General features: G+C 39.3%; 21 protein-coding genes. 5 read left to right on the top strand and 16 right to left on the bottom strand.

Annotation, left to right across the window (positions count from 1 at the left end; all coding sequences use genetic code 11):
* Positions 1-487, top strand: a 487-nt coding sequence (locus MT391_RS07030; protein WP_499497315.1) for a hypothetical protein, incomplete at its 5' end; no start/stop codon positions are given.
* A 343-nt stretch (positions 488-830) separates the two neighbouring features.
* On the opposite strand, the gene xdhC is transcribed toward MT391_RS07030, so the two are convergent.
* The 3 genes from xdhC to xdhA are packed head-to-tail and all read right to left on the bottom strand — an operon-like array spanning position 831 to position 5,608.
* Positions 831-1,730, bottom strand: a complete 900-nt coding sequence (gene xdhC, locus MT391_RS07035; protein ID WP_499497316.1) for a xanthine dehydrogenase accessory protein XdhC — start codon at positions 1,728-1,730, stop codon at positions 831-833.
* Positions 1,720-4,098: a xanthine dehydrogenase molybdopterin binding subunit gene (xdhB, locus tag MT391_RS07040; RefSeq protein WP_499497317.1), complete on the bottom strand. Its 2,379-nt coding sequence runs from the start codon at positions 4,096-4,098 to the stop codon at positions 1,720-1,722. The genes xdhC and xdhB overlap by 11 nt, the downstream gene beginning before the upstream one ends.
* The gene (gene xdhA, locus MT391_RS07045; RefSeq protein ID WP_499497318.1) at positions 4,085-5,608 is read right to left on the bottom strand and encodes a xanthine dehydrogenase small subunit; all 1,524 of its coding nucleotides are present in this window, start codon (positions 5,606-5,608) and stop codon (positions 4,085-4,087) included. Before xdhA ends, xdhB begins: the two co-directional genes overlap by 14 nt.
* Positions 5,609-5,827: 219 nt before the next feature.
* On the opposite strand from xdhA, the gene MT391_RS07050 reads away from it, so the two are divergent.
* Positions 5,828-6,895: a BMP family ABC transporter substrate-binding protein gene (locus MT391_RS07050; RefSeq protein WP_166368494.1), complete on the top strand. Its 1,068-nt coding sequence runs from the start codon at positions 5,828-5,830 to the stop codon at positions 6,893-6,895.
* Between the two features lie 129 nt (positions 6,896-7,024).
* The gene (locus tag MT391_RS07055; RefSeq protein WP_499497319.1) at positions 7,025-7,714 is read left to right on the top strand and encodes a TetR/AcrR family transcriptional regulator; all 690 of its coding nucleotides are present in this window, start codon (positions 7,025-7,027) and stop codon (positions 7,712-7,714) included.
* A gap of 122 nt (positions 7,715-7,836) precedes the next feature.
* On the opposite strand, the gene MT391_RS07060 is transcribed toward MT391_RS07055, so the two are convergent.
* The 8 genes from MT391_RS07060 to MT391_RS07095 form a co-directional block, all read right to left on the bottom strand.
* On the bottom strand, positions 7,837-9,216 hold the full coding sequence (locus tag MT391_RS07060) for a TRAP transporter large permease (RefSeq protein WP_499497320.1): 1,380 nt from the start codon (positions 9,214-9,216) through the stop codon (positions 7,837-7,839).
* A complete protein-coding gene (locus tag MT391_RS07065) occupies positions 9,213-9,779 on the bottom strand; it encodes a TRAP transporter small permease subunit (RefSeq protein WP_166368500.1) in 567 nt (188 codons plus the stop codon). The genes MT391_RS07060 and MT391_RS07065 overlap by 4 nt, the downstream gene beginning before the upstream one ends.
* Before the next feature lie 197 nt (positions 9,780-9,976).
* The gene (locus MT391_RS07070) at positions 9,977-11,023 is read right to left on the bottom strand and encodes a TRAP transporter substrate-binding protein (RefSeq protein ID WP_499439492.1); all 1,047 of its coding nucleotides are present in this window, start codon (positions 11,021-11,023) and stop codon (positions 9,977-9,979) included.
* Positions 11,024-11,200: 177 nt separating this feature from the next.
* Positions 11,201-12,181: a DMT family transporter gene (locus tag MT391_RS07075; protein WP_499497321.1), complete on the bottom strand. Its 981-nt coding sequence runs from the start codon at positions 12,179-12,181 to the stop codon at positions 11,201-11,203.
* A gap of 73 nt (positions 12,182-12,254) precedes the next feature.
* Positions 12,255-13,049, bottom strand: a complete 795-nt coding sequence (locus MT391_RS07080; RefSeq protein ID WP_499497322.1) for an HAD-IIB family hydrolase — start codon at positions 13,047-13,049, stop codon at positions 12,255-12,257.
* Positions 13,050-13,103: 54 nt separating this feature from the next.
* A complete protein-coding gene (locus tag MT391_RS07085; RefSeq protein WP_166368508.1) occupies positions 13,104-14,387 on the bottom strand; it encodes a TRAP transporter large permease in 1,284 nt (427 codons plus the stop codon).
* Positions 14,388-14,395: 8 nt separating this feature from the next.
* Positions 14,396-14,905, bottom strand: a complete 510-nt coding sequence (locus tag MT391_RS07090; protein ID WP_166368510.1) for a TRAP transporter small permease — start codon at positions 14,903-14,905, stop codon at positions 14,396-14,398.
* Between the two features lie 228 nt (positions 14,906-15,133).
* Entirely contained in the window at positions 15,134-16,162 is a 1,029-nt protein-coding gene (locus MT391_RS07095) for a C4-dicarboxylate TRAP transporter substrate-binding protein (protein ID WP_166368512.1), read from the bottom strand.
* A gap of 313 nt (positions 16,163-16,475) precedes the next feature.
* Here MT391_RS07095 and MT391_RS07100 point away from each other — a divergent pair, with 313 nt between their 5' ends.
* Together MT391_RS07100 and MT391_RS07105 are read left to right on the top strand one after the other, a co-directional pair.
* Positions 16,476-17,189, top strand: coding sequence for a glycerophosphoryl diester phosphodiesterase (locus MT391_RS07100; protein WP_499497323.1), 714 nt, complete (start codon positions 16,476-16,478; stop codon positions 17,187-17,189).
* Positions 17,189-17,920, top strand: coding sequence for a DeoR/GlpR family DNA-binding transcription regulator (locus MT391_RS07105; RefSeq protein ID WP_499497421.1), 732 nt, complete (start codon positions 17,189-17,191; stop codon positions 17,918-17,920). The genes MT391_RS07100 and MT391_RS07105 overlap by 1 nt, the downstream gene beginning before the upstream one ends.
* Before the next feature lie 141 nt (positions 17,921-18,061).
* Here the strand turns inward: MT391_RS07105 and MT391_RS07110 are convergent, their stop codons facing one another.
* The 5 genes from MT391_RS07110 to phnD form a co-directional block, all read right to left on the bottom strand.
* Positions 18,062-19,675: a glycerol-3-phosphate dehydrogenase/oxidase gene (locus tag MT391_RS07110; protein WP_499497324.1), complete on the bottom strand. Its 1,614-nt coding sequence runs from the start codon at positions 19,673-19,675 to the stop codon at positions 18,062-18,064.
* Positions 19,676-20,077: 402 nt separating this feature from the next.
* Entirely contained in the window at positions 20,078-20,881 is an 804-nt protein-coding gene (gene phnE / locus MT391_RS07115) for a phosphonate ABC transporter, permease protein PhnE (protein WP_166368518.1), read from the bottom strand.
* On the bottom strand, positions 20,881-21,678 hold the full coding sequence (gene phnE / locus MT391_RS07120; protein WP_499497325.1) for a phosphonate ABC transporter, permease protein PhnE: 798 nt from the start codon (positions 21,676-21,678) through the stop codon (positions 20,881-20,883). The genes phnE (MT391_RS07115) and phnE (MT391_RS07120) overlap by 1 nt, the downstream gene beginning before the upstream one ends.
* A complete protein-coding gene (gene phnC, locus MT391_RS07125; protein ID WP_028868552.1) occupies positions 21,666-22,436 on the bottom strand; it encodes a phosphonate ABC transporter ATP-binding protein in 771 nt (256 codons plus the stop codon). Before phnC ends, phnE (MT391_RS07120) begins: the two co-directional genes overlap by 13 nt.
* A gap of 174 nt (positions 22,437-22,610) precedes the next feature.
* Complete coding sequence (phnD, locus tag MT391_RS07130; RefSeq protein WP_166368522.1) at positions 22,611-23,642, bottom strand: phosphate/phosphite/phosphonate ABC transporter substrate-binding protein; 1,032 nt, start codon at positions 23,640-23,642, stop codon at positions 22,611-22,613.
* Positions 23,643-23,782 lie beyond the last annotated feature (140 nt).

The raw sequence follows: 23,782 nt of genomic DNA on the forward strand, positions 1-23,782 counted from the left end.
GCTTTTACTCAAGGAGAGAGTTATCGAATACGCAGAAGAGTTCTCAAAACCGGAAAAATACAAAAGGATATTTTTATTTCTTTTGCTCGGTGTGCTGTGCCTAATAATTAATGAAAAGTGGTATCTACCTTTTCTTAATTGGTATGTAGATACTGTTCATTGTCACACACCGTTCGGTTACTCTGGAATTTCAGTTATGTGGTATTCGTTATTTGTAGGTATACCGCTCTTCGGTGCTTTCATGATTGGTATTGTTACTGTTCCAATTGGCTATAAAGGTATTATTCATAAACAGTTTCCCCCCAAGGGAATGAAAGTGTACAAGCCCACGAAAATCCTAAGAGGCTGGAAAGGTAATTTAAAATCGGTATTTCATCTATTAATACCAACCTTCTTAATATTGTTTTCTATTTGGGGCTACTTTCAAGTTGACCAAATGCCGCACGAAGTACCCGAAGATTTTGACTATAGCGTATGTAAAAGCTAATCGGGTAGCCGGAGGTATCTAACCTCCAGCCCCTACACCACCCTGTATGCGGCTTCGCACTGGGCGGTTCATCTTATGATGAATAGTGAATATTAATCCACAAGTCCTTTAATGAGATCAAACCTTGTCTGGCTAAAAACGCATTACTGACCGCTATATTGATCCCTTTGGTTTTCGAACTACGACAAGGTCCTTTACTGGTACTTTTTATAAACCCATTGACACAGGTTCCTTTGGCTAATAAAAGGAACGTAAGGCGTCACAAGGGCAGAATACCAAAGCCTACCATTAAGGTTAATGACTGGACGAGCGCAGACGAGTTATATCGAACAGCACGAAAAAATCACCCCACCTTACTTTTATTACTTTGTAATGCGCTTAATTGCACTAGGTTACTTTGTAGTGTTTTCCATTCTTTTCCTTGTTGCTTCGGTAACCCTACTTGCACACTTTGGTATAACTCAACCAACTGCCCTGCTATTGAAATGGCAACTTCCATTGGTAATTTACCTGATACTTCTTTTAGGCCAACAGGACAAACCATAGTTTGGACTTGAGCGTCAGTGAAGCCTCTTTGCGATAAACGGTATTGAAACTTCTTCGCTTTAGTCTCTGAACCAATTACCCCTAACCATAATGAATCGGCACGTTTGATAATGGCTTGCGTTAACGAAAAATCTAATTGATGGTTATGCGTTAAGATTAAAGAAGCAGTGTTTTTTACTGCATTGTTAACTTGATCCACAGGGGCTTCATCAACCACTTTTTTGACGTTGCTTGGTATATGCTCTGGAAATAGATCTGCGCGGCTATCAATCCAACGTACGCGTATTGGCAGCTGACCTAGCATAGGTATCAAGGCTTGTGCTACATGACCTGCACCATAGATATCTAAGTGCATATTGTCGCTAGCAAAGACTTCAAATAATACTAACACTTGGCCACCACAGCACTGTCCGAGACTGGCCCCTAGTTGAAAGTTTTCTACTTCCTGACAGGTTTCTCCCTGTGTTATCAATTGTCGAGCATGTTTAATCGCTTTAAACTCTAAATGCCCACCACCAATAGTCACGTAGATATTATTTTCACTCACCACCATTTTAGTGCCACTGGCACGCGGTGTTGAACCTGCCGCACCTAATAGCGTAATAATGACGTAGGTTTCGCTACCCTGCTCAAGTTCAGTGGCAGCTTGTAACCAACTATGTGTATGCAAACCTTGCATTGAAATATTAAGCATCATCAACTCCTTGTTGGCCTTGTTTACTGCCCTTTTCTTTGTGATCTTGCAACCACTCTTGCGCCACTTGCACAGCACCTAAAATACATTCAGCTGTTGCTGGCGTGTTTAAGCTTGGTGCAAATTGATAATCAGTGATACTGGCGACGGCATTTCGCAACGCACTCCACACGCTAATTCCTAACATAAAAGGAGGTTCGCCGACGGCTTTAGATTTAAACACGGTTGTCGCTGGGTTTTGTGAATCGTAAAGCGTGACATTAAATTCTGCAGGTGTATCGCCTATCGCTGGAATTTTATAAGTGGCAGGTGCGTTACTGGCCAACTGACCTTTATCATTCCAACTTAAGTCTTCAGTGGTTAACCATCCCATACCTTGAATAAAGCCACCTTCAATCTGTCCAATATCTAATGCTGGATTAATCGAGTTACCGACATCGTGCAAAATATCGACTCGTGTGACTGAGTTTTCTCCAGTTAACACATCGACTTCTACTTCACTCAATGCAATTCCATAAGCGTAATAAAAGAAAGGATTACCTTCTGCTTTTTCACGGTCGTAATAGATTTCAGGGGTGGCATAAAAGCCAGTGCTAGAAAGTGAAATACGGTTTAAATAAGCAAGATTAATTAATTCTGGAAAGCTGATTTGCCCTTTTTCATGGATCAACTGATTATTCACTAACTGTAAACTGTCGGCTTTTACTGCAAAGTGCTCGCTAGCAAAGGCGAACAATCTTTCTTTGATCGTATTCGCTGCGTTTAATGCCGCCATACCGTTTAGGTCGGTTCCACTTGATGCAGCGGTGGGCGAGGTGTTGGGCACTTTATCGGTACGTGTTGCATTGACTAATACATGTTGCATATCGATGGAGAAAGCCTGTGCCACTATTTGTGCTATTTTGGTGTGTAAACCCTGCCCCATTTCCGTACCGCCATGGTTAACATGAACGGAACCATCGGCATAAATAATCACTAGTGCACCGGCTTGGTTTAAATGCTGTACGGTAAAGGAAATACCAAATTTAACTGGTGTTAATGACAACCCTTTTTTAATGATTGGAGAATGTCGATTAAAGCTTTCAATACTGGCTTTACGAGCCCAGTAATCGGCCTCTACTTCCATTTTTGCAATCATATCCTGAAGAATAAATTGCTCTACTTTTTGTTTATAAGGAGTGATATCACGACCAGGCGTATACAGGTTAAGCTTACGAATCTGTAATGGGTCTTTACCAAGGTAGTAAGCAATATCATCAACAATTTGTTCTGCGACAATCATGCCCTGCGGACCACCAAAACCTCGGAATGCGGTATTACTAACGGTGTTCGTTTTACAACGGTTACCATTAATATGTGCGGCAGGATAATAATAAGCATTGTCAGCGTGAAACAATGCACGGTCTACAATTGCATCGGATAAATCTGCGGAGTAACCACAGTAACCATTGATATCGATATCAACACCGGTGATAAGTCCATCATCATCAAACCCTACTTGATAGGTGTTGTAAAATGGATGACGTTTGCCCGTTACTTTAAAATCATCGCCTCGTGCTAAACGAATTTTAACACTTTTACCCGTATAAAAAGCGGCCAGAGCAGCCAGACATGCCCAAGGTGCAGCCTGCGTTTCTTTTCCTCCAAAACCACCACCCATACGACGCATTTCTACGGTGACATAATTAAATGGTTTATTAAGAATTTTTGCGACTAAGTGCTGCACTTCAGAGGGATGTTGGCTTGACGATTCAATAAACATGCCACCATCTTCCGTTGGCGTGGCAGTGCTCACTTGCCCTTCTAAATAAAAATGCTCTTGCCCACCCACGTAGAGTTCACCATTAATTTGGTGCTTGGCGTCATTAATCGCTTGTTTTGGCTCACCTCGATGTAATGCATGTGGAGGGCGCACCCAATGTTGCTCAGCCATCGCTTGTTTAATATCAAGCACAGCCGCTGTCTCTTGATATTCAATTTTCACTTTTCTAGCAGCAGTGCGAGCTATTTGATAACTGCTTGCGACTACCAATAAAATAGGCTGACTATGATATTCAATTTTGTCATGTGCCAATAATATATCGCCACTAAATACAGGACTGACATCATTTTTACCCGGTATATCCTTGGCGCTATAAATATCCACCACACCTGTTACTGACAACGCATCGCGTGTATCGATGGAAACAATATGGCCACAGGTAATTGTTGATAACACAGGGTAGGCATGCAAACTGTTTATTGCTTCGGGTTTATCATCAATATAAATGGCCTTGCCAGTGACCTGTTTAAGTGCACTTTCATGCGCAAAAGATTGGCCAATCGCATTCTTTGCAAGGCCACTTGGTTTATCTGTTTTAAAGTGCCTCATGATGGATCCTTGTTTGAATGGCGCTGCTAATTTGCGTATTTTGTTTTAATTGAATTTTACCTAATGCTTGAAACCAAATACGGTCAAAGAGATTTTTACTAACTTGAAGACGGTAAGTAGAAGAAGCACGGACGTCGGATAACGGCTGGAAATCGACATCTATCTGCTGCGCAGCATGCTGTAGATTTTCTAGATTTAAGATTTGACCATTTAGTGCTTTGGCAACATTTTTAGCCAGTGCTGGCGTTGCAGCCATGCCACCCATTGCACATCTAACATTGTGCATTTTATCGTTATCCAATTGATAACTTAAAACTAAACATACAGCGGAGATATCATCTTCTATACGTTTCGATATTTTATGACAGCTTAATTGCAATGTAGTCTCACGCTTAGGAATATGGATTGCAACGATCACCTCATCATCAGCTAATTGTGTTTTGCGATAATCCATAAAGAAGTCGGCCAATGCAATCACACGTTGTCCACGACAACTCTGTAACTCAATGTTAGCGTTGAGCGCAATAAATAGCGGAGCAGGATCGCCAATGGGTGAAGCATTAGCAATACTGCCACCTAGCGAACCTGCATTTCTAATTTGTAATGATCCTAGGCGTTCAAACAGTTCATGGGATTCTGGGTAAATTTCACAAAACCGCTCTAAAAATTCGCTATAAGGTAATGCAGCCCCAATATGTAAACCTTGCTGATCTTCATTAAACTGCATTAATTCAGGACAGTAACGTACTGAGATAAGTTTATTGTTATAACTAAGGCGCTGACTGAACTCTACCGATAAATCCGTTGCACCAGCTACAAATTGAGCCTGAGGATGTGATGCTTTTAAGGCACACAACTGTGATAAATTCTGTGGTAAATAAAAATGTTGATCACCCTCTTCTAACATTGGAATTTGATTTGCTAACAGGGTTTTTTTAAGCGTTTCTGTTAATACGCTCACCTGTTGGCTAAAACGATGATCTTGGTGTGAAATATTTTGTGCAGCCTGCTTTGGATAGCTAAAGCACTTTTCTGCGGCTTTTAAAATAGGTTGATAACCAGTACAACGACATAAGTTACCACCTAGCGCTTGAATAACCGCTTCTTTACCTGGGTATTGATTATGGTTCATGTACAAAGCAAACAAACTCATAATAAAACCGGGCGTACAGAATCCACATTGAGAACCATGGCACTCGACCATCGCACGTTGTACTGGATGTAAATCTTCTAGCGTGGGATCGACTTTAGTCGTGAGCGCTTCCACCGTGATTAGATGCTTACCATGTAAGTTGCCCACCAGCATTAAACAAGCATTAATGCTTTTGTATTGCCATTGGCCATTAATGAGATCGCCAACCACTACCGTACAGGCACCACAATCTCCTGAAGCGCATCCCTCTTTGCTTCCTGCTCTCCCCATATTGGTGCGTAACCAGTCTAAAATGCTCAGACTTGGCGCAAACGATTTCAGTTCAATCATTTCGTTATTAAGTAAAAACTGAATCACGTAAACCTCCCTTTACTAACTGAGCCTTTGTTTATAGGTCCTTAGCATTATTAATTGTAGAACATTAAAAAATTTTAAATGCATTTGACCACTTGGTCAGTTTCTTGCTCTGCATACTATGTACCAACCTTGATTCGTGTTCAAAAAATGGTATTTGATATGGAACGTCATTAAGCAGTTTTTAATGCAAAACAAAAAATCGATATATGGAGAATAAATATGAAAAAGATTTTCAAAATGTTGTGTTTAACCCTGACCTTGGGTTTCTCTGCATTTAGCCACGCCGAAGAGCCATTAAAAATAGGGTTTGTTTACGTGAGCTCAACGGGAGAAGCAGGTTGGACCTACACACATGACCAAGCACGGCTTAACCTAGAAAAAGTATTTGGCGATAAAATTAAAACAACGTTTATCGAAAATGTTGCAGAAGGGCCGGATGCTGAACGAGTGATCACACAACTTGCACAAAGTGGTCATAAATTAATTTTTACCACTTCTTTTGGTTACATGAACCCAACACTTAAAGTAGCTAAACGTTTCCCAAATGTTCGCTTTGAACATGCAACGGGTTATAAACGTGCTAAAAATGTCGGCACTTATTTCGACCGTATTTATGAAGCAAGATACTTAACAGGTGTGGTTGCAGGTTACATGACTAAATCAAACACCTTAGGTTATATCGGTGCGTTCCCTATTCCTGAAGTAGTGCGTGGTATTAATGCATTTACACTAGGTGCTCGTTCAGTAAAACCTGACCTAAAAGTAAAAGTAGTATGGGTAAATACTTGGTTTGACCCTGCAAAAGAACGTGAAGCAGCAAACAGCTTGATCGACCAAAAAGCCGATGTTATTACTTTTCATACGGATTCTCCAGCAGCAGTACAAGCAGCTGAAGATGCAGGTGTTTATGCCATTGCTTACCATTCAGATATGAGCGATTACGGTCCAACAGCACAGCTCACGGCAGCGGTTCATAACTGGGACAGCTTTTACGTTAAACGTGTGCAATCAATTATGGATGGTACTTGGAAATCGGAAGATGTTTGGGAAGGTATTGGGTCAGGTATGACACAAATTGCCCCTTTCAATAAAGCTGTTCCACAGGATGTGGCAGATAAAGTAAATGCATTGTCAGCACAAATTGTCAGTGGTGCATTCCACCCATTCACCGGCCCAATCAAGGATCAGTCTGGCAAAGTAATTGTACCTGCCGGCGAAGTGATGAAAGACGGTGATTTATTACGTATGGATTATTATGTTGAAGGCGTTGATGGCAAACTAAAATAGCCCTCATTCTTCTTAACATTATAAATAGATGGGATTTAAGATTATCTAAATCCCATCATGTTAAGCATCTATTACATCTTTAAATGCGTCAGTTATTAACATAACAACCCTAAAGAGTGCTTCCTAGTTATGAACAAGACAATTAAAAAATCGGCTCAAAAAACAGGACAAAAAAGAGTAATACATGAACGAGGAAAATTAGTTGATATACGTAAAGATAATGTAAAACATATTTTAGCAGCCGCTGAAAAAATATTTGCAGAGCGCGGTTATCGAGGAACCACTGTTTTAGCAGTCGCACAGGAAGTAGGTTTACCAAAGGCCAATATTCTTTATTACTTTAAAACCAAAGAAGGTTTGTATAAAGAAGTCATGAGCCAATTATTAAAGCTATGGATGGGCAGCATGAATGAAATGAATGAGCACTCTCACCCTAGAGATGCTCTGCCGGTTTATATCGCCAATAAAATGCGTCAATCCCAGCAACATCCCAATGCATCACGTATTTTTGCTGCAGAGGTCTTACATGGTGCACATTATCTTCGTGCGCCGTTAGAGGCAGAATTAAAAGAACAATATGAACAGACCTGCCAAGTATTCCAAAGTTGGATCGATAAAAAATGGATGGATCCGATGAATCCGCAACATTTATTGTTTATGTTATGGTCCAGTACACAGGCTTATGCAGACCATGGTTTACAAATAAGTATTCTAATGAAGAAAGAACAGCTAGAAGAGCAAGACTTTGAACAAGGCGTGCAATTATTAACACAAGTGATTTTAAAGGGCTGTGGTGTTAGCAATAAAAATAACGATTAGTAGTAAAAATAACGAAGGAAAATAGACTGCTCTCTTTACGAATCAACAACAAATAAAAAAGCGCTCTTTATAAAAGAACGCTTTTAAAGTTTAAGCAGAGTGAAAGCCAGTGACTAGCTTTTTTAACCGTACACTAATTCAGGTAACCACGTTGCCAGTTGCGGGTAATAAGCAAGCAGCCCAATCACCACTATTTGAATCCCGATAAAGGGAATAACACCGCGATAAATTTGTGGCGTTGATACCGAGTCGGGCGCGACACCACGCAAATAAAACAGTGAGAATCCAAAGGGGGGTGTTAAGAACGACGTTTGTAAATTTAACGCGATCATAATACCTAACCAGACAGGATCAATGCCCATTGCTAGCAAGATAGGGGCAACAATTGGGATCACAACAAAAGTGATTTCAATAAAGTCTAAAAAGAACCCCAATAAGAACATCACTAACATTACTAAAAAGACTGCACCAAATACACCACCCGGTAAGTTAGTTAAAAACTCACGCACTAGGTCGTCACCACCAAAACCTCTAAATACCAATGAGAAGATAGAAGCGCCAATGAGTATCATAAATACCATTGAGGTTACTTCAGTAGTGCTGCGTAACACTTTCTGTAATACAGGAAAGGTAAGTGTGTTCTTAAGTTTAGCGAGAATAATCGCGCCAATAGAACCCACTGATGCAGCTTCTGTTGGTGTTGCGATACCGCCAAGAATAGAGCCTAGCACTAAAACAATTAACCCAATTGGCGGAATCAATACGGTTAGTACTTGCATCCACAGTTCTCTACTTACCTTACGTTCATCGGCAGGGATCGGCGGAACTTTTTTAGGGGCAATAATAGCAATGGCGATAATATAAAGCGCATATAAGCTGACTAATAAAATACCAGGAAGCAAAGCGCCTAAAAATAGGTCTCCTACGGTGACACTTTCAGGAGAGAAAATACCTTGGTCTAATTGCGCTTGTTGATAAGAGGATGAAATAACATCACCCAATAACACTAAGACAATAGAAGGGGGAATGATTTGTCCTAAGGTGCCCGATGCACAAATTACACCCGTTGCAACTTGTGGAGAATAACCACGCTTAAGCATGGTCGGTAATGCTAACAAGCCCATAGTTACAACCGTTGCACCAACAATCCCAGTACTAGCGGCTAATAACATACCAACAATCAGTACCGATAAGCCGAGACCACCTGGTTTGCCACCAAAAACTTGGCCCATGGTATCTAATAGCTCTTCCGCTATTTTAGACTTCTCTAACATCACCCCCATAAATACAAATAAGGGGATCGCTATTAATAGATCATTAGCGAGAATACCTTGAATACGATTAGGAATAGCCTCTAAAAAAACACTATCAAAGGTATCTGTTGCAAAGCCAACTAAAGCAAACAATAAAGCAGATCCTGCTAGCGCAAACGCAACCGGATAACCAATCAATAAAATGATGAAGGCAAAAGCAAATAACCACAGAGGAATAAATTCGATCATAGTCCATGCTCCTCTTCAGTTACATCTAATGCCAACACGTGTTGTTCATATCCTTTAATAATTAATATCGCTTTTAAGCTTTCAGCAATGCCTTGAATGATCATTAATACCGGCATTAATAAAATCGTAGACTTAAACAGGTAACGTGCATCCACTCCACCCGCTTCCTGTGAACCTTCTAATATTTCCCAAGAGGCAGCCACATATTCCCACGCGATATAGAAGATAAAGACACAGGTTGGCAGTAATAAAAATAGGAAGCCTAATAAGTTAACCCAGGCTTTTTTCTTTGCGGAGGCAGGTCGGTAAAATATATCAACACGGACATGAGCACCTTTGAGCAAGGTGTACCCCATACCTAACATGATCACATAGTTATGGAAGTAACTAATAGATTCTTGCATAAATACAGAGCCAGTATTAAAAGCATAACGCATAACAACGACGGTGAAGGTAATCAGCACAATCGCTAAAACAAACCAAGAGACAAAACGACCTAACCAATCACTGAAACGATTAATGTTCCTGATCATGGCTATTAAAGAAGGGGATGGTGTATCCATACAAAATTCTCAATCTACAAACTAAAAGAAACGGCGCAGTGTGACTATTAATCTAATGTAATCCAGTACATTACGATTCAATAAAATATCACGGCCGTTATTATGACGTTAAAACAGAAATTAATCCTATTCAATAAAGGTATTAAAAACACTTTAATGAACAGGATTAACATTGAGAGTAGTGAAATAGGGGCTAACTACTCAGGACTTCTTGCATTTAAGTAAGCTTTTTCTGAAATATCATGCCATTTAATAACTTGATCTCGATAAGCTTTATAAGATGCATAAACTTTTTTGCTCATTTCATCTTTTTCAGACTCTTCTTTAACCACTTCTTCTGACAAGGTTTTTAATTTAGCTAACACATCTTTTGGAAAAGGTAATAACTCAACACCACCTTTACTCATTAACTGTCCAAGTGCCGCATGATTACGCGTTGTGAAATCGGCTAACATATCTGCATTAGCAATTTTTGTTGCATTTAACACAATCGATTGCAGATTTTCAGGTAACCCTTCTAATGCTTTTTTATTGATCAGGATTTCCATTGATGAACCTGGCTCATGCCATCCTGGGTAGTAATAGTATTTAGCTGCTTTGTTTAAACCAAAAGCTAAATCGTTATACGGACCAACCCACTCCGTCGCGTCAATAGTACCCGATTGTAAAGCAGGGAAAATTTCGCTACCCGGTAGCAATACAGGTGTACCGCCAGCACGTTTTAAAACTTCGCCGCCTAAACCCGGTATACGCATTTTTAAGCCTTTAACATCGGCTAAACTATCGATACGTTTATTAAACCAACCACCCATTTGCACACCAGTATTACCGCCCGGCATAGGCACAATACCGAAAGGTGCATAAGCTTCATGCCAAAGTTCTAACCCACCTCCACTATATATCCAGCCATTCATTTCTTGCGCCGTTAAACCAAAAGGTACTGCGGTGAAAAACTGTCCTGCAGGTACTTTACCTTTCCAGTAATAGGCTGCACTGTGGCCTAGTTCTGCGGTACCACGAGAGACTGCATCAAACACTTCTAATGCACCCACTAATTCTTTTGCACCATAAACTTTAACTTGAATTCGTCCATCACTCATCTCATTAATGAGTTTCGCTAATTCATTTGCCCCTGTCCCTAAACCTGGAAAGTTTTTTGGCCAAGTTGTTACCATTTTCCACTTATATTCTGCTTTAGCGGCATTGGCCATAAAAGGCGTTAATAACGCCCCTGCCATCGTCATTCCGATCGCTAATTTTGTAATTATTCTTTTTAACGGCATTCTAAACTCCTTGAATGGTAACGATTGTTTATAGTGCTATATTTTCCAATGCACCACTTATCTGTAATAAAGTCTTTAGGATGTTAATGAAATGCTAACAAGTAGCAAATAAATCATCCCTTAAGTATCGATTTATTTTCAACTTTTTGACATACCTCTAGCCTGAGTATTGAATTTAAACAAAACAGCCAGTTTATTGGCTGGTAGCAGCGCGAATAACATGCCTAACAGAGAGCACACACCGCCTGCAATATGGAACCAAAATATGGATTCATCAAGAAATATAATCGCCAATACAGCCCCAAATAAAGGCATTAAGGTGATCGATAATGATGCACTTTCCGCCCCTAGTCGTAAAACCCCATTAGTCCAGAATATATAGGCAAGAATGGATGGGAACACCCACAAATAAGCAAACAAACTGATGTGTTCAAAAGAAGGTAAATAAAATTTAAAAAATACAGCTTCAATGGCATAGGCGACTATCAAGAAAGGCAGCCCCAACATGATCAATAGATACAGCACATTAATAGACGATAATTTAAGTGACAACTTTTTCAACAACACAGTAAACAATGCCCACACCACCACAGCGGCAATCATCAATAGATCACCCTGACTGAATTTAAGGCTCAATAAATGTAGCAACTGCCCTTTTGTTAAAATCAGTAACACCCCTAATATTGAGATCACCATACCAAGGAATTGCATCAAGCGAGGACGATTACCCAAGACGCGCCATGCCATCAATAAAGTGGCAATCGGAATAAGCGTATTAATAAGGGTAATATTTACTACGGTGGTAAAGTTAGCGGCCAAATAAAGTAAGCTGTTATAAAATACGATACTTAATATCGCTAGCCCTGTTAACGCCGATAAATGTGGGCGGATCATTGCCCAATTTTTTATCACTCTAGGTAAGCAAAAAGGCGTCAGCAATATAAAAACACCGAACCAACGGAATAGATTCATCGCAATAGGCGCGACTTCAGGCATATAACTTCTCGCTAAAATAGCATTAATGGCCCAAAACAAATTGGTCATTAACAAACCTAAAAAAGCCATCCATAAAATACGATTATTAGTCGTTGTAGTATTACTCGCCGCTCTGTTAGTCAATGTTTACTCCGTAGGGATGATCTATAAGTGCTATGAACCTATCAAAGCAATAATCGTAACAGTGAATGCATTGTTAAGCTAAGTTCTTTATCGCTAATAACTGTTTAGTAAACTCAGCAAAACCATAACCACCTGGTTCAGTCATAATGAATTCCGGATGATGTAAAAGCCTTTCCCAGTAATTTTTGATATTAGCGACACCCACACTTTTAGGTAAAGCAGCGAACATGAATTGATCATTTAAGGAGTCTCCCACATAACAAGCCTGTGCAAGTATCTCAGAGGTTGATAAGCCTTTTTCCTGCAAAAACTGAAACGATGTCGCTTTTTTTGAATGATCTCCATACCAGCTATTAATATGGATTGAGCTTGCCGTTGCATTAGCACCCAAGGCTTTAATTTTAGACACAACTTCTTCAATAATAGGCGTAGCAACAGGGTCGCGATTTTGACCGATATCAATCGCAACTTCACACAAGCGATAAGACTGATCCAATGTTAAACCAAGGTCAGGGTAATCCGCTAAAATGCTAGTAACTTGCTCTTTTAAGGTGGCTTGATTTTGTGCAATTTGTTGAAGAGGAAGCCCTGACTTAAGGATTAAGTTACCCGCTTCCTTTTCCATGATAAAGGCACCATTTTCGCCAATCACGGCATCAACTGGCCACAATTGTGCAATATGGTCACACCACCCCGCGCAAGCGCCTGTGACAGCAACCACTTTCAGCCCAGCCTGTTGTAACGCAGCTAGCGCGATTAAGGTCTCTGGTGGTAGTTGCCCGTGCCAGGTTAATGTGTCGTCAACATCTGTTAATACCCATTGCACCTCTTTCCAATCATTGGTTAAGGTGTTTTTTAATTGCTTCATTGTATTTCCTTAAGCATCTATAACGCTTATCTATTAATGCTTATTTATTCATGTTTACAGCAAGTTAGGTAAGAACATTACTAAACCTTCCGAGTACGTTAAAATCATTAACACGGTTAATAATGCTAATAATAAAGGTGCAACTTCTCGTACAAAATCAGTCAGTTTTACTTTAAGAATTGAGCAAACCGTAAACATCATGGAGCCAAAAGGTGGCGTAACACCTCCTATCATAATATTAACAATCACGATGATCCCAAAGTGCACGGGGTTCACCCCAAGATTAAGTACTGCCGGTAGTAATAATGGCGTAAGAATAATCATTGCAGCGCCACCTTCAATAAACATACCCACAATCAACAACAGTAAATTGATCAACATTAATAGAACTAACTTGTTATCGGTGACTAAGATTAATGCAGAGGCAACGCTCTGTGGAATTTGTTCCAAGGTCATGTAATAACCAAAGATCATCGCACCGATAATAATGAACATGACACTACTGGTACCTTGCACCGTCTCTTTAAAAATAGCAGGAAAATGTGTCAGCTTTAACTCGCGATAAACAAATAAACCAATGATTGCACACAGTAAAACTGCGATCGCACCTGCTTCTGTAGGTGTGAATAAACCAAAGCGCATGCCTAAAATAATACCGAAGGGAATCAATAAAGCTGGAATAGCTTTACCTAAATAATGAAGCCTTTCTTTGGCTGGTGCAGGCTCAGATCTTGATGGGGCATACTTTCTACGTCTCGCTATAATTGCGATCGTCACCATTAATGATAATGCCATCATAAAAGCAGGCACATAACCTGCGATGAACATTTCATGTACTGAAACATTGGCTAGCAAAGCATAAATAATCAAATTAATACCCGGTGGAATAACTGGGCTAATACTCGATGATGCCGCTGTAATTGCAGCGGTAAAGGGTAAATCGTAACCTCGTTTAGTCATTTCTGGTGCAAGTATTTTCGATTGCATGGCTGCGTCTGCATTCGCAGATCCCGAAATGCCTCCCATTAACGTACTTAAAGCCACATTCACATGCGCCAAACCACCGGTTTTATGACCGATCAATGAATCCGCCAAAGATAACAAACTGCGACTAATGCCGGAATAATTCATTACCGACCCCACCATAATAAAGAAGGGGATCGCTAATAGCGGAAATGAGGAAGCTGATGAGATGAATCGTTGCATCACTAGCGTCACAGGGATCGAGGTATTAATAAATAAAAAATAAACCAACGAAGAAGCTATTAAAGAAAATGCAATCGGTACATTTAGCAAAAACAGAGAGAACAAAATAATAATAGGAAGATAGATTTCCACTGTGTCACCTATATGTCTGACTGCGACGAGGAAGCGTCGCTAGATTGCTTAGTTTGTGCGGGTTGCCTAAGCTGCTTAATATCTTTGAAAATAAAATTGACGGTATGAATCGACATCAAAGAGAAACAAAGAAATAGCACACCATTAATAGTGAAGTAGGACATGCCCATCACCGGAGTCACTTTATTAGACAGCATCATGTAATCGTAACTTAGGTAAGCAAGGATCAAATTTATTGCCAGTAAAAAAACTGAAATGACTATATTGAATGGAATTTTTGCTTTTTCAGGCAATAGCGCAATGATCACATCTACGCCCATATGTAGCTTATGTTTGTAACAAGAACTAATACCAAAATAGACAGACCAAATAAAGCAAATAACGGCTAACTCTTCACTCCACGGAACAACAAAACCAAAACCATAACGTAGGATGACATTAATAATGACCATCAAAATGGTAATGGAGATAGCAACTGATGCTAAGATTTCTTCAAAATTTTTAAATAAGAAGCCCATGACTTCTCCTACTCGTTAACCCATTGCAACACTGAAAAGCAACTAGGTTGGTGATACTTTGTTTTGCTTAAAAACACATAACTAATGCGAATGACACAATAACTATTACAGGCAAAAAAGATGCTGCTTTATCGTTAAAACAATAAAGCAGCATTATTTTTTAATATTTAACGGTGGCACTCAGTCTTAGTGATTAAAGGCCAGTTAAATATGATGACTTCATTTCGACTATTTAGCTGCTCGAATTGTTTCCAACTCTGCACCAATTTTACTACGAATATCACTGCTCCATTCTGGGAACTGGTTATAAACGTCAGCAGTTAATTTACTAAATTCAGCGCTATCAACTTCGTTAAATTTAACACCTAACTCTTCCAGTTTTTGCGTGTATTCAGCATCAAGCTTAACTAGTTCTTTCGTATTTGAAATGGCACCAGCGGCAAACTCTTCATTAACAATTTGTTGTTGTTCCGGTGTAAATTTGTCCCATAATGTAGGTGAAATATACAGACCAACAGTACCTAAGAAATGTTTAGTTAAAGACATATTTTTAGCGACTTCATACATTTTAGTTGAGTACATTGTTAAAATTGAACCTTCAAGACCATCTACAACACCTTGTTGTACACCAGCATAGGTTTCAGGGAAAGGTAATGATGCAGGTGCAGCGCCCATTGATGCTAATGTGCTAATAAATAATTGGCTACCTGGAACACGAATACGCATGCCAGCCATATCAGCAGAGTTTTTAATCTCTTTATTAGTGATCATGTGACGGAAACCAAACATGTAATCGGCATTTAATACTTTGATCCCTTTTGCTTCTACTTGTGCTGTTAAATCAGCAACTAATTTTGTATCCATCATGGCAAGGTATTCATCGTAAGAGTTGTATAACATAGGGCCAGCTAATGCAGCAAAATCAGGCACGTAATCGCCTAGGTAGCTTAAATCTTCAACCGCAATCCAATCTGCACCATTAACAACTTGCTCAAGATTATCTTTATAAACAGGTAACTGGCCACCTGGGTAAACTTTAATATTAATGCCACCATCGGTACGTTCGCGGATTTTGTCCGTCGCTTTTATTAATTCTTGAGTTAGTAACTCATTTTGAGTAAAAACTAAACTCATGTTGATGTCGATTGGCTCAACTTTTTTTGCAACGTCTGCGCTTTTCGTTGTATCAGCAGGTTTTTCGCCACAACCAACAAGCAATGCAACAGCTGTTAATACGGTTCCGATTACCTTTATCATAAATAGTACCTTTGTTTGTAAAGTTAGTTTTAATAAATGAGTTTGTTTATTAAAACAAAAAAATAGTGAAATAGGTTATATGTGCTTTTTTGTTAACCCACACAACATTATTCATATGAACATTTGTAGAATCATATGAAAATGATTATCGTGCAAATAGTAGGTTACAAAAATGTAGACCTGAACGTATAAATACCACTGAATTGTTAAGTTAATATGACAGCCTGTTGTATTTTTAAGCCTTTTATATTTTCTAAAATACATTATCATCAACAAAGTCATTAACGTTCAAATGAACATTACAGGTGGATTTATGATTGCAGGTCATCGTGGTGCAGCGTCGCTAGCACCAGAAAATACATTAGCTGGTTTCAAAAAAGCTTTACAGTCTGGTGCAAAATGGATTGAGCTTGATACGCAATTGAGTGCCGATAACACGCCCGTCATATTCCATGATGAGACAGTGGATCGTTGTACTAATGGCAAAAATAAAGTCGCAGACTTAACGCTTGAGCAGTTACAAGCATTAGATGCAGGTAGCTGGTTTTCCAAGGAGTTTGCAGGAGAACAGATTCAATCTTTAGAGCAAACGTTAGCCTTTTTTATAGCTAATGATTTATCTATGAACCTAGAAATCAAAATTCATCATGATCATCAAGTACAACCTTTAGTCGATAAAGTGGCAGAAGTGTTGGAAAAAATGAACTTCCCCCATGACAAATTAATCATATCTAGTTTTTCAACATTAGCATTAACGCACTGTCGACAAGTAATGCCAACGATTCGCCTCGGTTATATTACCGAACATGAACCGCGAGCAACATTAGCAAAATTAAAACCGATCAATTTATACAGCCTGCATATTGATTACAAAATATTAACCGAAGAGATGGCCAAAGAAGTCATACAATCAGGTCTAAAATTAAATATTTGGACGCTTAATGATCTTCAGCAAGCGAGTAAATTTAGAGCTTGGGGAGTTGAGATGATCATCACTGACAAACCTGATCAGTTTGCTCAAGCATGATAAAAATAAATGCGCGCCAACAAAATATTCTCGCTCGTTTGAGGCAACACGAAGATATTCAGATTGATACTATGGCTGAATATTTTCAAGTTACCACTCAAACCGTTCGCCGTGATGTTAACCAACTGTGTAAAGCTGGCTATGCGCGGCGTATTCACGGCGGTGTTGGTTTGCCAGTACTACTCACTAATACCAGCTATCAACTGCGTAGCGACTTGCAGTTTAATGTGAAAGACACGATCGCGAAGAAAGTCGCCGACTCGATTCCCGATGGCGCAACCATCATGATGGGAATAGGCACCACAGTGACTCGTATTGCTTATTATTTAAAAACCAAAAATCGAGTGATCACCAACAACTTGCAAGTAGTGAAGATTTTAGAGTCGAACCCTGAAATTGAAGTTTATATTGCCGGCGGGTTATTTAGATCTCAACAACAGGATGTGGTGGGTCATAGTGTGTTAACGTTTTTTGATGGCTTTGAAGCAGATATTGGCATCTTAGGCTGTGCCGCCATCACTGAAAGTCATATTGCGATGGAACATGAAACCGCTGAAGCAGAGTTATCACAAAGTATTTTACAAAACTCACGACAAACCTGGTTAGTGGCGGATGCGAGCAAATGGTCAGGTTCCGCTTCAGTGAAAATAGCTTCATTAGTAACATTTGATCAGATCTATACTAATCAAACTAACCTACCCCAAGATTTACCTATCACTGCAATCGAATAAAATTGCATTAAACTAAGAATCATTTTTATTCTGCTAAAGTTTTTATTCTTTTAAAAAACAAAAAACCACTACGCTTGGTAGTGGTTTTATTAGCTTAAAGCTTTAGTTAATTTTCAATCTAAGAAACTAACTTTCGCGCAATTAATTTCGGTTGAATGAAACCGCGTTACGGAACTCAGTAACTTTCTGTTGTGCCTTGTCGCCAAATAAACGTTCACTAACAGCTTCCAGCCCTTCAGCATTATCTAAGAGTTCTTTACGGATCACTAATGTTGCTTTCGAGCGGCGACGTAGTAAATCATCAAGATTAACCACCATCTCATTCTCAGTAACCCAATCAATTTCAGCCCAAGTAAACTCTGTATGCTCAAGAGCAAGTTCAGCTTTACTAGGATCTTGCTTGATTGCTTCAAGTAAAACAAAAGCATCTTCACCGTAACGGCGCCAGAAACGACTTGATAAAGGCTCTAATGCACCTTTTGGTGTTAATTTATCAATCTCCACCATTGCGCTCATAAATTTAGCTTTAACTGAATCAGCTGGTTCACCATACCAAAGTGAATCATTCTTTTTCATTGGAATGGCTAGATCTTTAACGATATCAGCCACTTCATCACCAACATTAATACAGTCAGTTAATTTACCACCAAAGATACTAATGTGTTTATCTTGCTTATTAACATCTATCGCATGCTTGCGAGATAAAGCAACCCAGTCTGCCACGCCTTCTTCAGCTTCAATCGCTAATGGTCGAACACCACATCTTTCTGCAATAATATCTGCTTTAGTTAACGGTTTATCTAACTCTAATAATGTATTAGCATTATCAAGAATAAATTGACGATCTTCGTCTGTAACTTCTGTTTTATGACTCTCTACTTGGTTATCAGTGGTACCGATACAAGTTTTTGAACCCATTGGTAATACAAAGAATAAACGTCCATCGCTTGCAAAAAAGGCCAATACACGGTGATCTTTTGAAATACGTTCAACCGTTAAATGCACACCTTTTGAAAATAAGTGATGATGTGATGTTTTCTGTTTGGTGCTTTTATTTACTTGGTCAACCATTGGTCCACAGGCATTGATCAAGGTTTTTGCTTTAATCGTAAAGGTTTCATCAGTGGTGTTATCTTTAGCATCAATAACCCATTGATTATTTTCACGCACCGCCTTAATTGACTCTACATAGTTTGCAACAAGCGCTGATTTTTTGGCAGCTGCCGTTATAAAGTTAAATACAAAGCGAGAATCATTGTCTTTTAAGAAAGCATCTGAGTACTCAAAACCTGCTTGAGCGCCAGTTACCTTAATACTTGGTTCAAGTTGTTTAATAGCATTACGTGTTAGGTATTTAGGTGCCATCGTAAATAGTCGACCAAATAACCAATAAGCTAACGTCCCCATGAATACAAACCAAACAGGGAAACGGAAACCTTTTTGAATAGTGGTTAAGAAACGTACCTCAGTCACTGATGACGGGTAGTGTTTCATTAAGTTATTACGGCTCTTACAAAGTTTATTCACTAAACGGTATTCGTGACTTTCTAAATACTTAATACCACCCCATGCAAGATTTGATGAGTTAGAGCTTGTTGCGCCAGCAAAGTCGCCTTTATCGATCAGGCCAACTTTAACTCCCTTTGCAGCCAAAGATGCAGCAGCGACAGCACCGTTGATACCGCCCCCTAAAATAAGGACATCTAACTCTTCTTCAGCTAGTTGTTTAATATTATTCGTTCTATTGAGGCTCATTTCGGAATCCTTGAATTAAATGTTCGTTCGCGCCAGTTAATGTTCACATTAGAACATAATGTTTTTCTAATTAATATGATCATTCGCACTTTACGAATAAAAAAGTGATACCTGTTCCATTAATAATGGACAGACGAAGGCAGCGATTACAATAATTAGATGAAAAACTAAATAAAAAATTAAATGAAAAAAAGCCAACTTTATGGGGTCAGTTCATAATCAGTTGGCTTTTTATAGTGTTGATTTATTGATTCGTTTCAAGTGAATGCAACCTGAAAGGTCGAGCTGAATAACTACTTACATATAACAACATAAGGCCTCCCTTTCTAAGCACACAAGAAATAAAATAAATAATTTACGTAAATAATGATTGTTCTAAACCATAAACGAGATAGTACGAAACTAGATCAAACGCTTACGGATTTGAATAGCGATAATTTCAGCAACAATAACCACTGCAAAGATACTAACAAGCACCATCGCAACTTTCTGCCATTGGAATAAGTTTTGCGCATCATTCAGTACCACACCGATACCACCAGCACCTACTAAACCTAATACCGCCGATTCACGTACATTAATATCCCATCTAAATAATACAATTGAATAAAATGCCGGCATCACCTGTGGCCAGTAACCTTTTACTAAAATACTGCCCCAAGGTGCTCCCGTTGCTTTCAAGGCTTCAATGGTGCCCATATTTACTTCAGCTAATGCTTCAGATAATAATTTACCCACAAAACCAATACTACGAATCGCGATAGCCATTATCCCAGCAATAACACCTGGTCCAAACAAGGCAATAAATAACAATGCCCAAACTAACGAGTTAATAGATCGCGTTGCTACTAAAAAGAATTGTGCAATCCAATTGAGTGTTTTACTAGGGGTTATATTAGGTGCATTTAATAAGGCTAAAGGCACAGCAAAAATTAACGTAATCAGCGTACCCAGCGTAGCAATGTGTAAAGTTTCAATTAATGCATCATGAATTGAACTAGGGTAAAACGCATAATCTAGCGGTGTCATCCGTTGAAACATATCCAGCAATTGCTCTGGTGCATCGTATAAAAACTCTTCAATCACCTCTACACTTTGCCATGACCATACTAGTGAAACCACGATCACCAAATAAACAGCAAAACGCGAAATCCTTTCCTGTAACGTAAATCTTTTCCACTCTAAATCGATACTTGAAGTTGTCATTAGAAAATCCTTCTAACTAAATTTGATAGCATTTCACCAACCAGAATAATAGCGATAATGGTAATTAAAATGGCAGAGACAAAATCGTAATCAAAGCGTTGGAAGGCTGAAAATAAAGTTCCGCCTAAACCACCAGCTCCAACGATGCCAACCATGGTTGAGTTTCTTAAATTTGAATCTAATTGATAACTTGCAAAGCCGATAAAACGCGTGAATACCTGTGGCATAACGGCGTAAATAATGACACTAAAGAAACTTGCCCCAGTCGCTCTAATCGCTTCCACCGAGTTAAATGAAATCTCTTCAATGGCTTCAGCAAATAATTTAGCGATAAAACCAATTGATGCAAATATCAGCGTTAATATCCCAGCTAACGCCCCAAAACCCACCGCTTTAACAAAAATAATAGCGATGATAACGGGATGAAATGAACGACACAGCGCAATAAACGCACGTACCGGCGCAGTGATCATAATAGGCATCATATTACGAGCCGCTAAAAGGCCAATAAACAATGAAATCACGATACCAAAAAAACTAGAAATAATGGCAATCTGTAAGCTTTCTGCCACCCCATCCATCAACAAACCAACACGAGAAAAGTCTGGTGGGAACATTCTTGTTAGCAAACGCTCACTTTCACTAAATCCTAATAAAATACGTTCTAACGATAACCCTAATGAACTGGCACTATAAAAAATATAAGCAACTACAATTAACCACAGCGCACGATTTAATAACGAGGCTTTAAATGGGTTAACCGTATTTTTAGCGCTAGATTTGGCTAATCCATCCATGACTCACCTCCATAAATGACTTTCAGATCCGCCTCACTAATATCTTCAGGTGGGCCATCGTAGTGGACTTTACCGTTGGACATACCAATGATTCGTTTAGCGTAGCGTTTAGCCAAATTTACATCATGGATATTAAGCAACACAGGGATATCATTACGTTGTGCAAAAGTTTCCATTAGCTCCATGATTTCAACGGCTGTTTTTGGGTCTAATGAAGAAGTTGGCTCATCGGCTAATAATAGATAAGGCCCTTGCATTACCGCTCTGGCGATACCTACCCTTTGTCGTTGCCCACCGGATAATCCATCGGCTCGTTGATTGGCAAAGTCAGTTAATCCAACCACCTCTAATAATTCAAAGGCATGTTTTAAATCTTCCGGTTTATAATTGCGACGCCACGCATCCCAAGAGCTCATATAACCTAAGCGCCCACTTAATACGTTTTCTAAAACAGTCAATCGCTCCACAAGATTATATTCTTGGAATACCATGCCTATGTGTCTGCGCATCTTGCGTAATGCTTTACCTTGAAGTTTAGTTAAATCAGCACCGTCAAATAAGATTTCACCACTGCTAGGGTCATTTAAACGGTTGATACATTTTAATAATGTACTTTTACCGGTGCCTGAAGGGCCAATAATGGCTACGATGCCAGATTCATTAATATCAATATTTATGCCTTTAAGGACAGGTTTACCGGCGATATATTCATGATGAAGATCGTTAATTTTAATTGCGTTAGAACTTGTAGATGCCATGGTGACAATTCCTTGTATCAACAGAAATGCTAAGTAATACCAATCGAATTTAATAAAAGATCTATTTTGATGCCAAGGAAAAGTGATCAAAAAAGGCATAAATGAACGGATAATTCGTTAGATTGGTAAAATAGGCTGAAGCTCGATTTTCAGCCTATTACTTAGATAGTTTTATTATTTTTCAGCGGCTAAAGCTGCTGCTTTTTTTGCGGCTTTTTTAGCAGCATTCTGTTCTGCTAACTTTTGTAAACCAGCTTTTGTATAAGCCGTGCCAGTAGCATGCGCGATATCGCGGATCACACCCCAGTCTTCTTTATAAGTAATAGGTGCAAATCTATCTGCTCCTTTAAACGTGGCACTCATTTCCGGTGTAAAGCGGTAAGTTGAGAAGGCACTTTCTATTTTTTTAACAAGCTCAGGGTTAAGATCATTTGCGTAACCAAATGCAGAAGTTGGGAATTTTGGACTGCGGTAAATAATTTTAATGTTTTCATCATCAACACGGTCCGCAGCTACCATACGATCGTAAACATCTGAAGCGACTGGTGCAGCATCGTAATCGCCATTAAACACGCCTAAAATAGATTGGTCATGCTTACCTGAATACAACACTTTATAGTCTTTATCTGGCACGATACCTAAGGCAGGGAATAAAGCACGAGGTGCTAAGTTGCCAGAGTTAGAAGAAGCAGAAGTATGTGCAACCTTTTTACCCTTTAGATCTGCCATTTCATCAATGCCACTGTCTTTTCGAGTAATGGTGATCAAGTTATAACCTTGAAAACCTTCCGCGGTGCCTTTTACAGCGATCGGAACATAACCCGCTAGATTAACGGCATAACCTGTTGGCCCCGTAGAAAATCCTGCAATATGTAAACGCCCTGAACGCATTGCTTCAACTTGTGCAGAATTAGAGTGTACTGTGTAATAAACAACACGCTTGCCTGTCACTTTACTGAGGTGTTCTTGGAAGTCTTTGAAAGCATCTTTATAAACAGCGGGATCTTCAACAGGTGTGTAAGTAAATACTAAAGTACTTGGGTCTCGCCACTGTTCAGGATCTTTAGGAGAATCTGCCACTAAATCATTATTTTCATCACAGTATCTATCATCTAATACACCGCGGTTTGTACACTCATCAGCAATCGCTAATGTCGGCACAGTTAACGCGCCTGCGAGTAGTAATCCTTTGTATAATTTATTCATTTTACTTCCTTTTAGTTATGAGATTGTCATGCTCGTATCAGGTTATCTATTGGTCTGCTCTGAAACTTATTACAATGTCGCAGAGGTATTGGCCAGACATAAGCTATTGAGCAGGCATAACCTATAGCAAGCCAAGTGCC

It is taken from the genome of Vibrio sp. 1-Bac 57 (assembly GCF_037546855.1).
Taxonomy (GTDB): Bacteria; Pseudomonadota; Gammaproteobacteria; order Enterobacterales; family Psychromonadaceae; genus Psychromonas.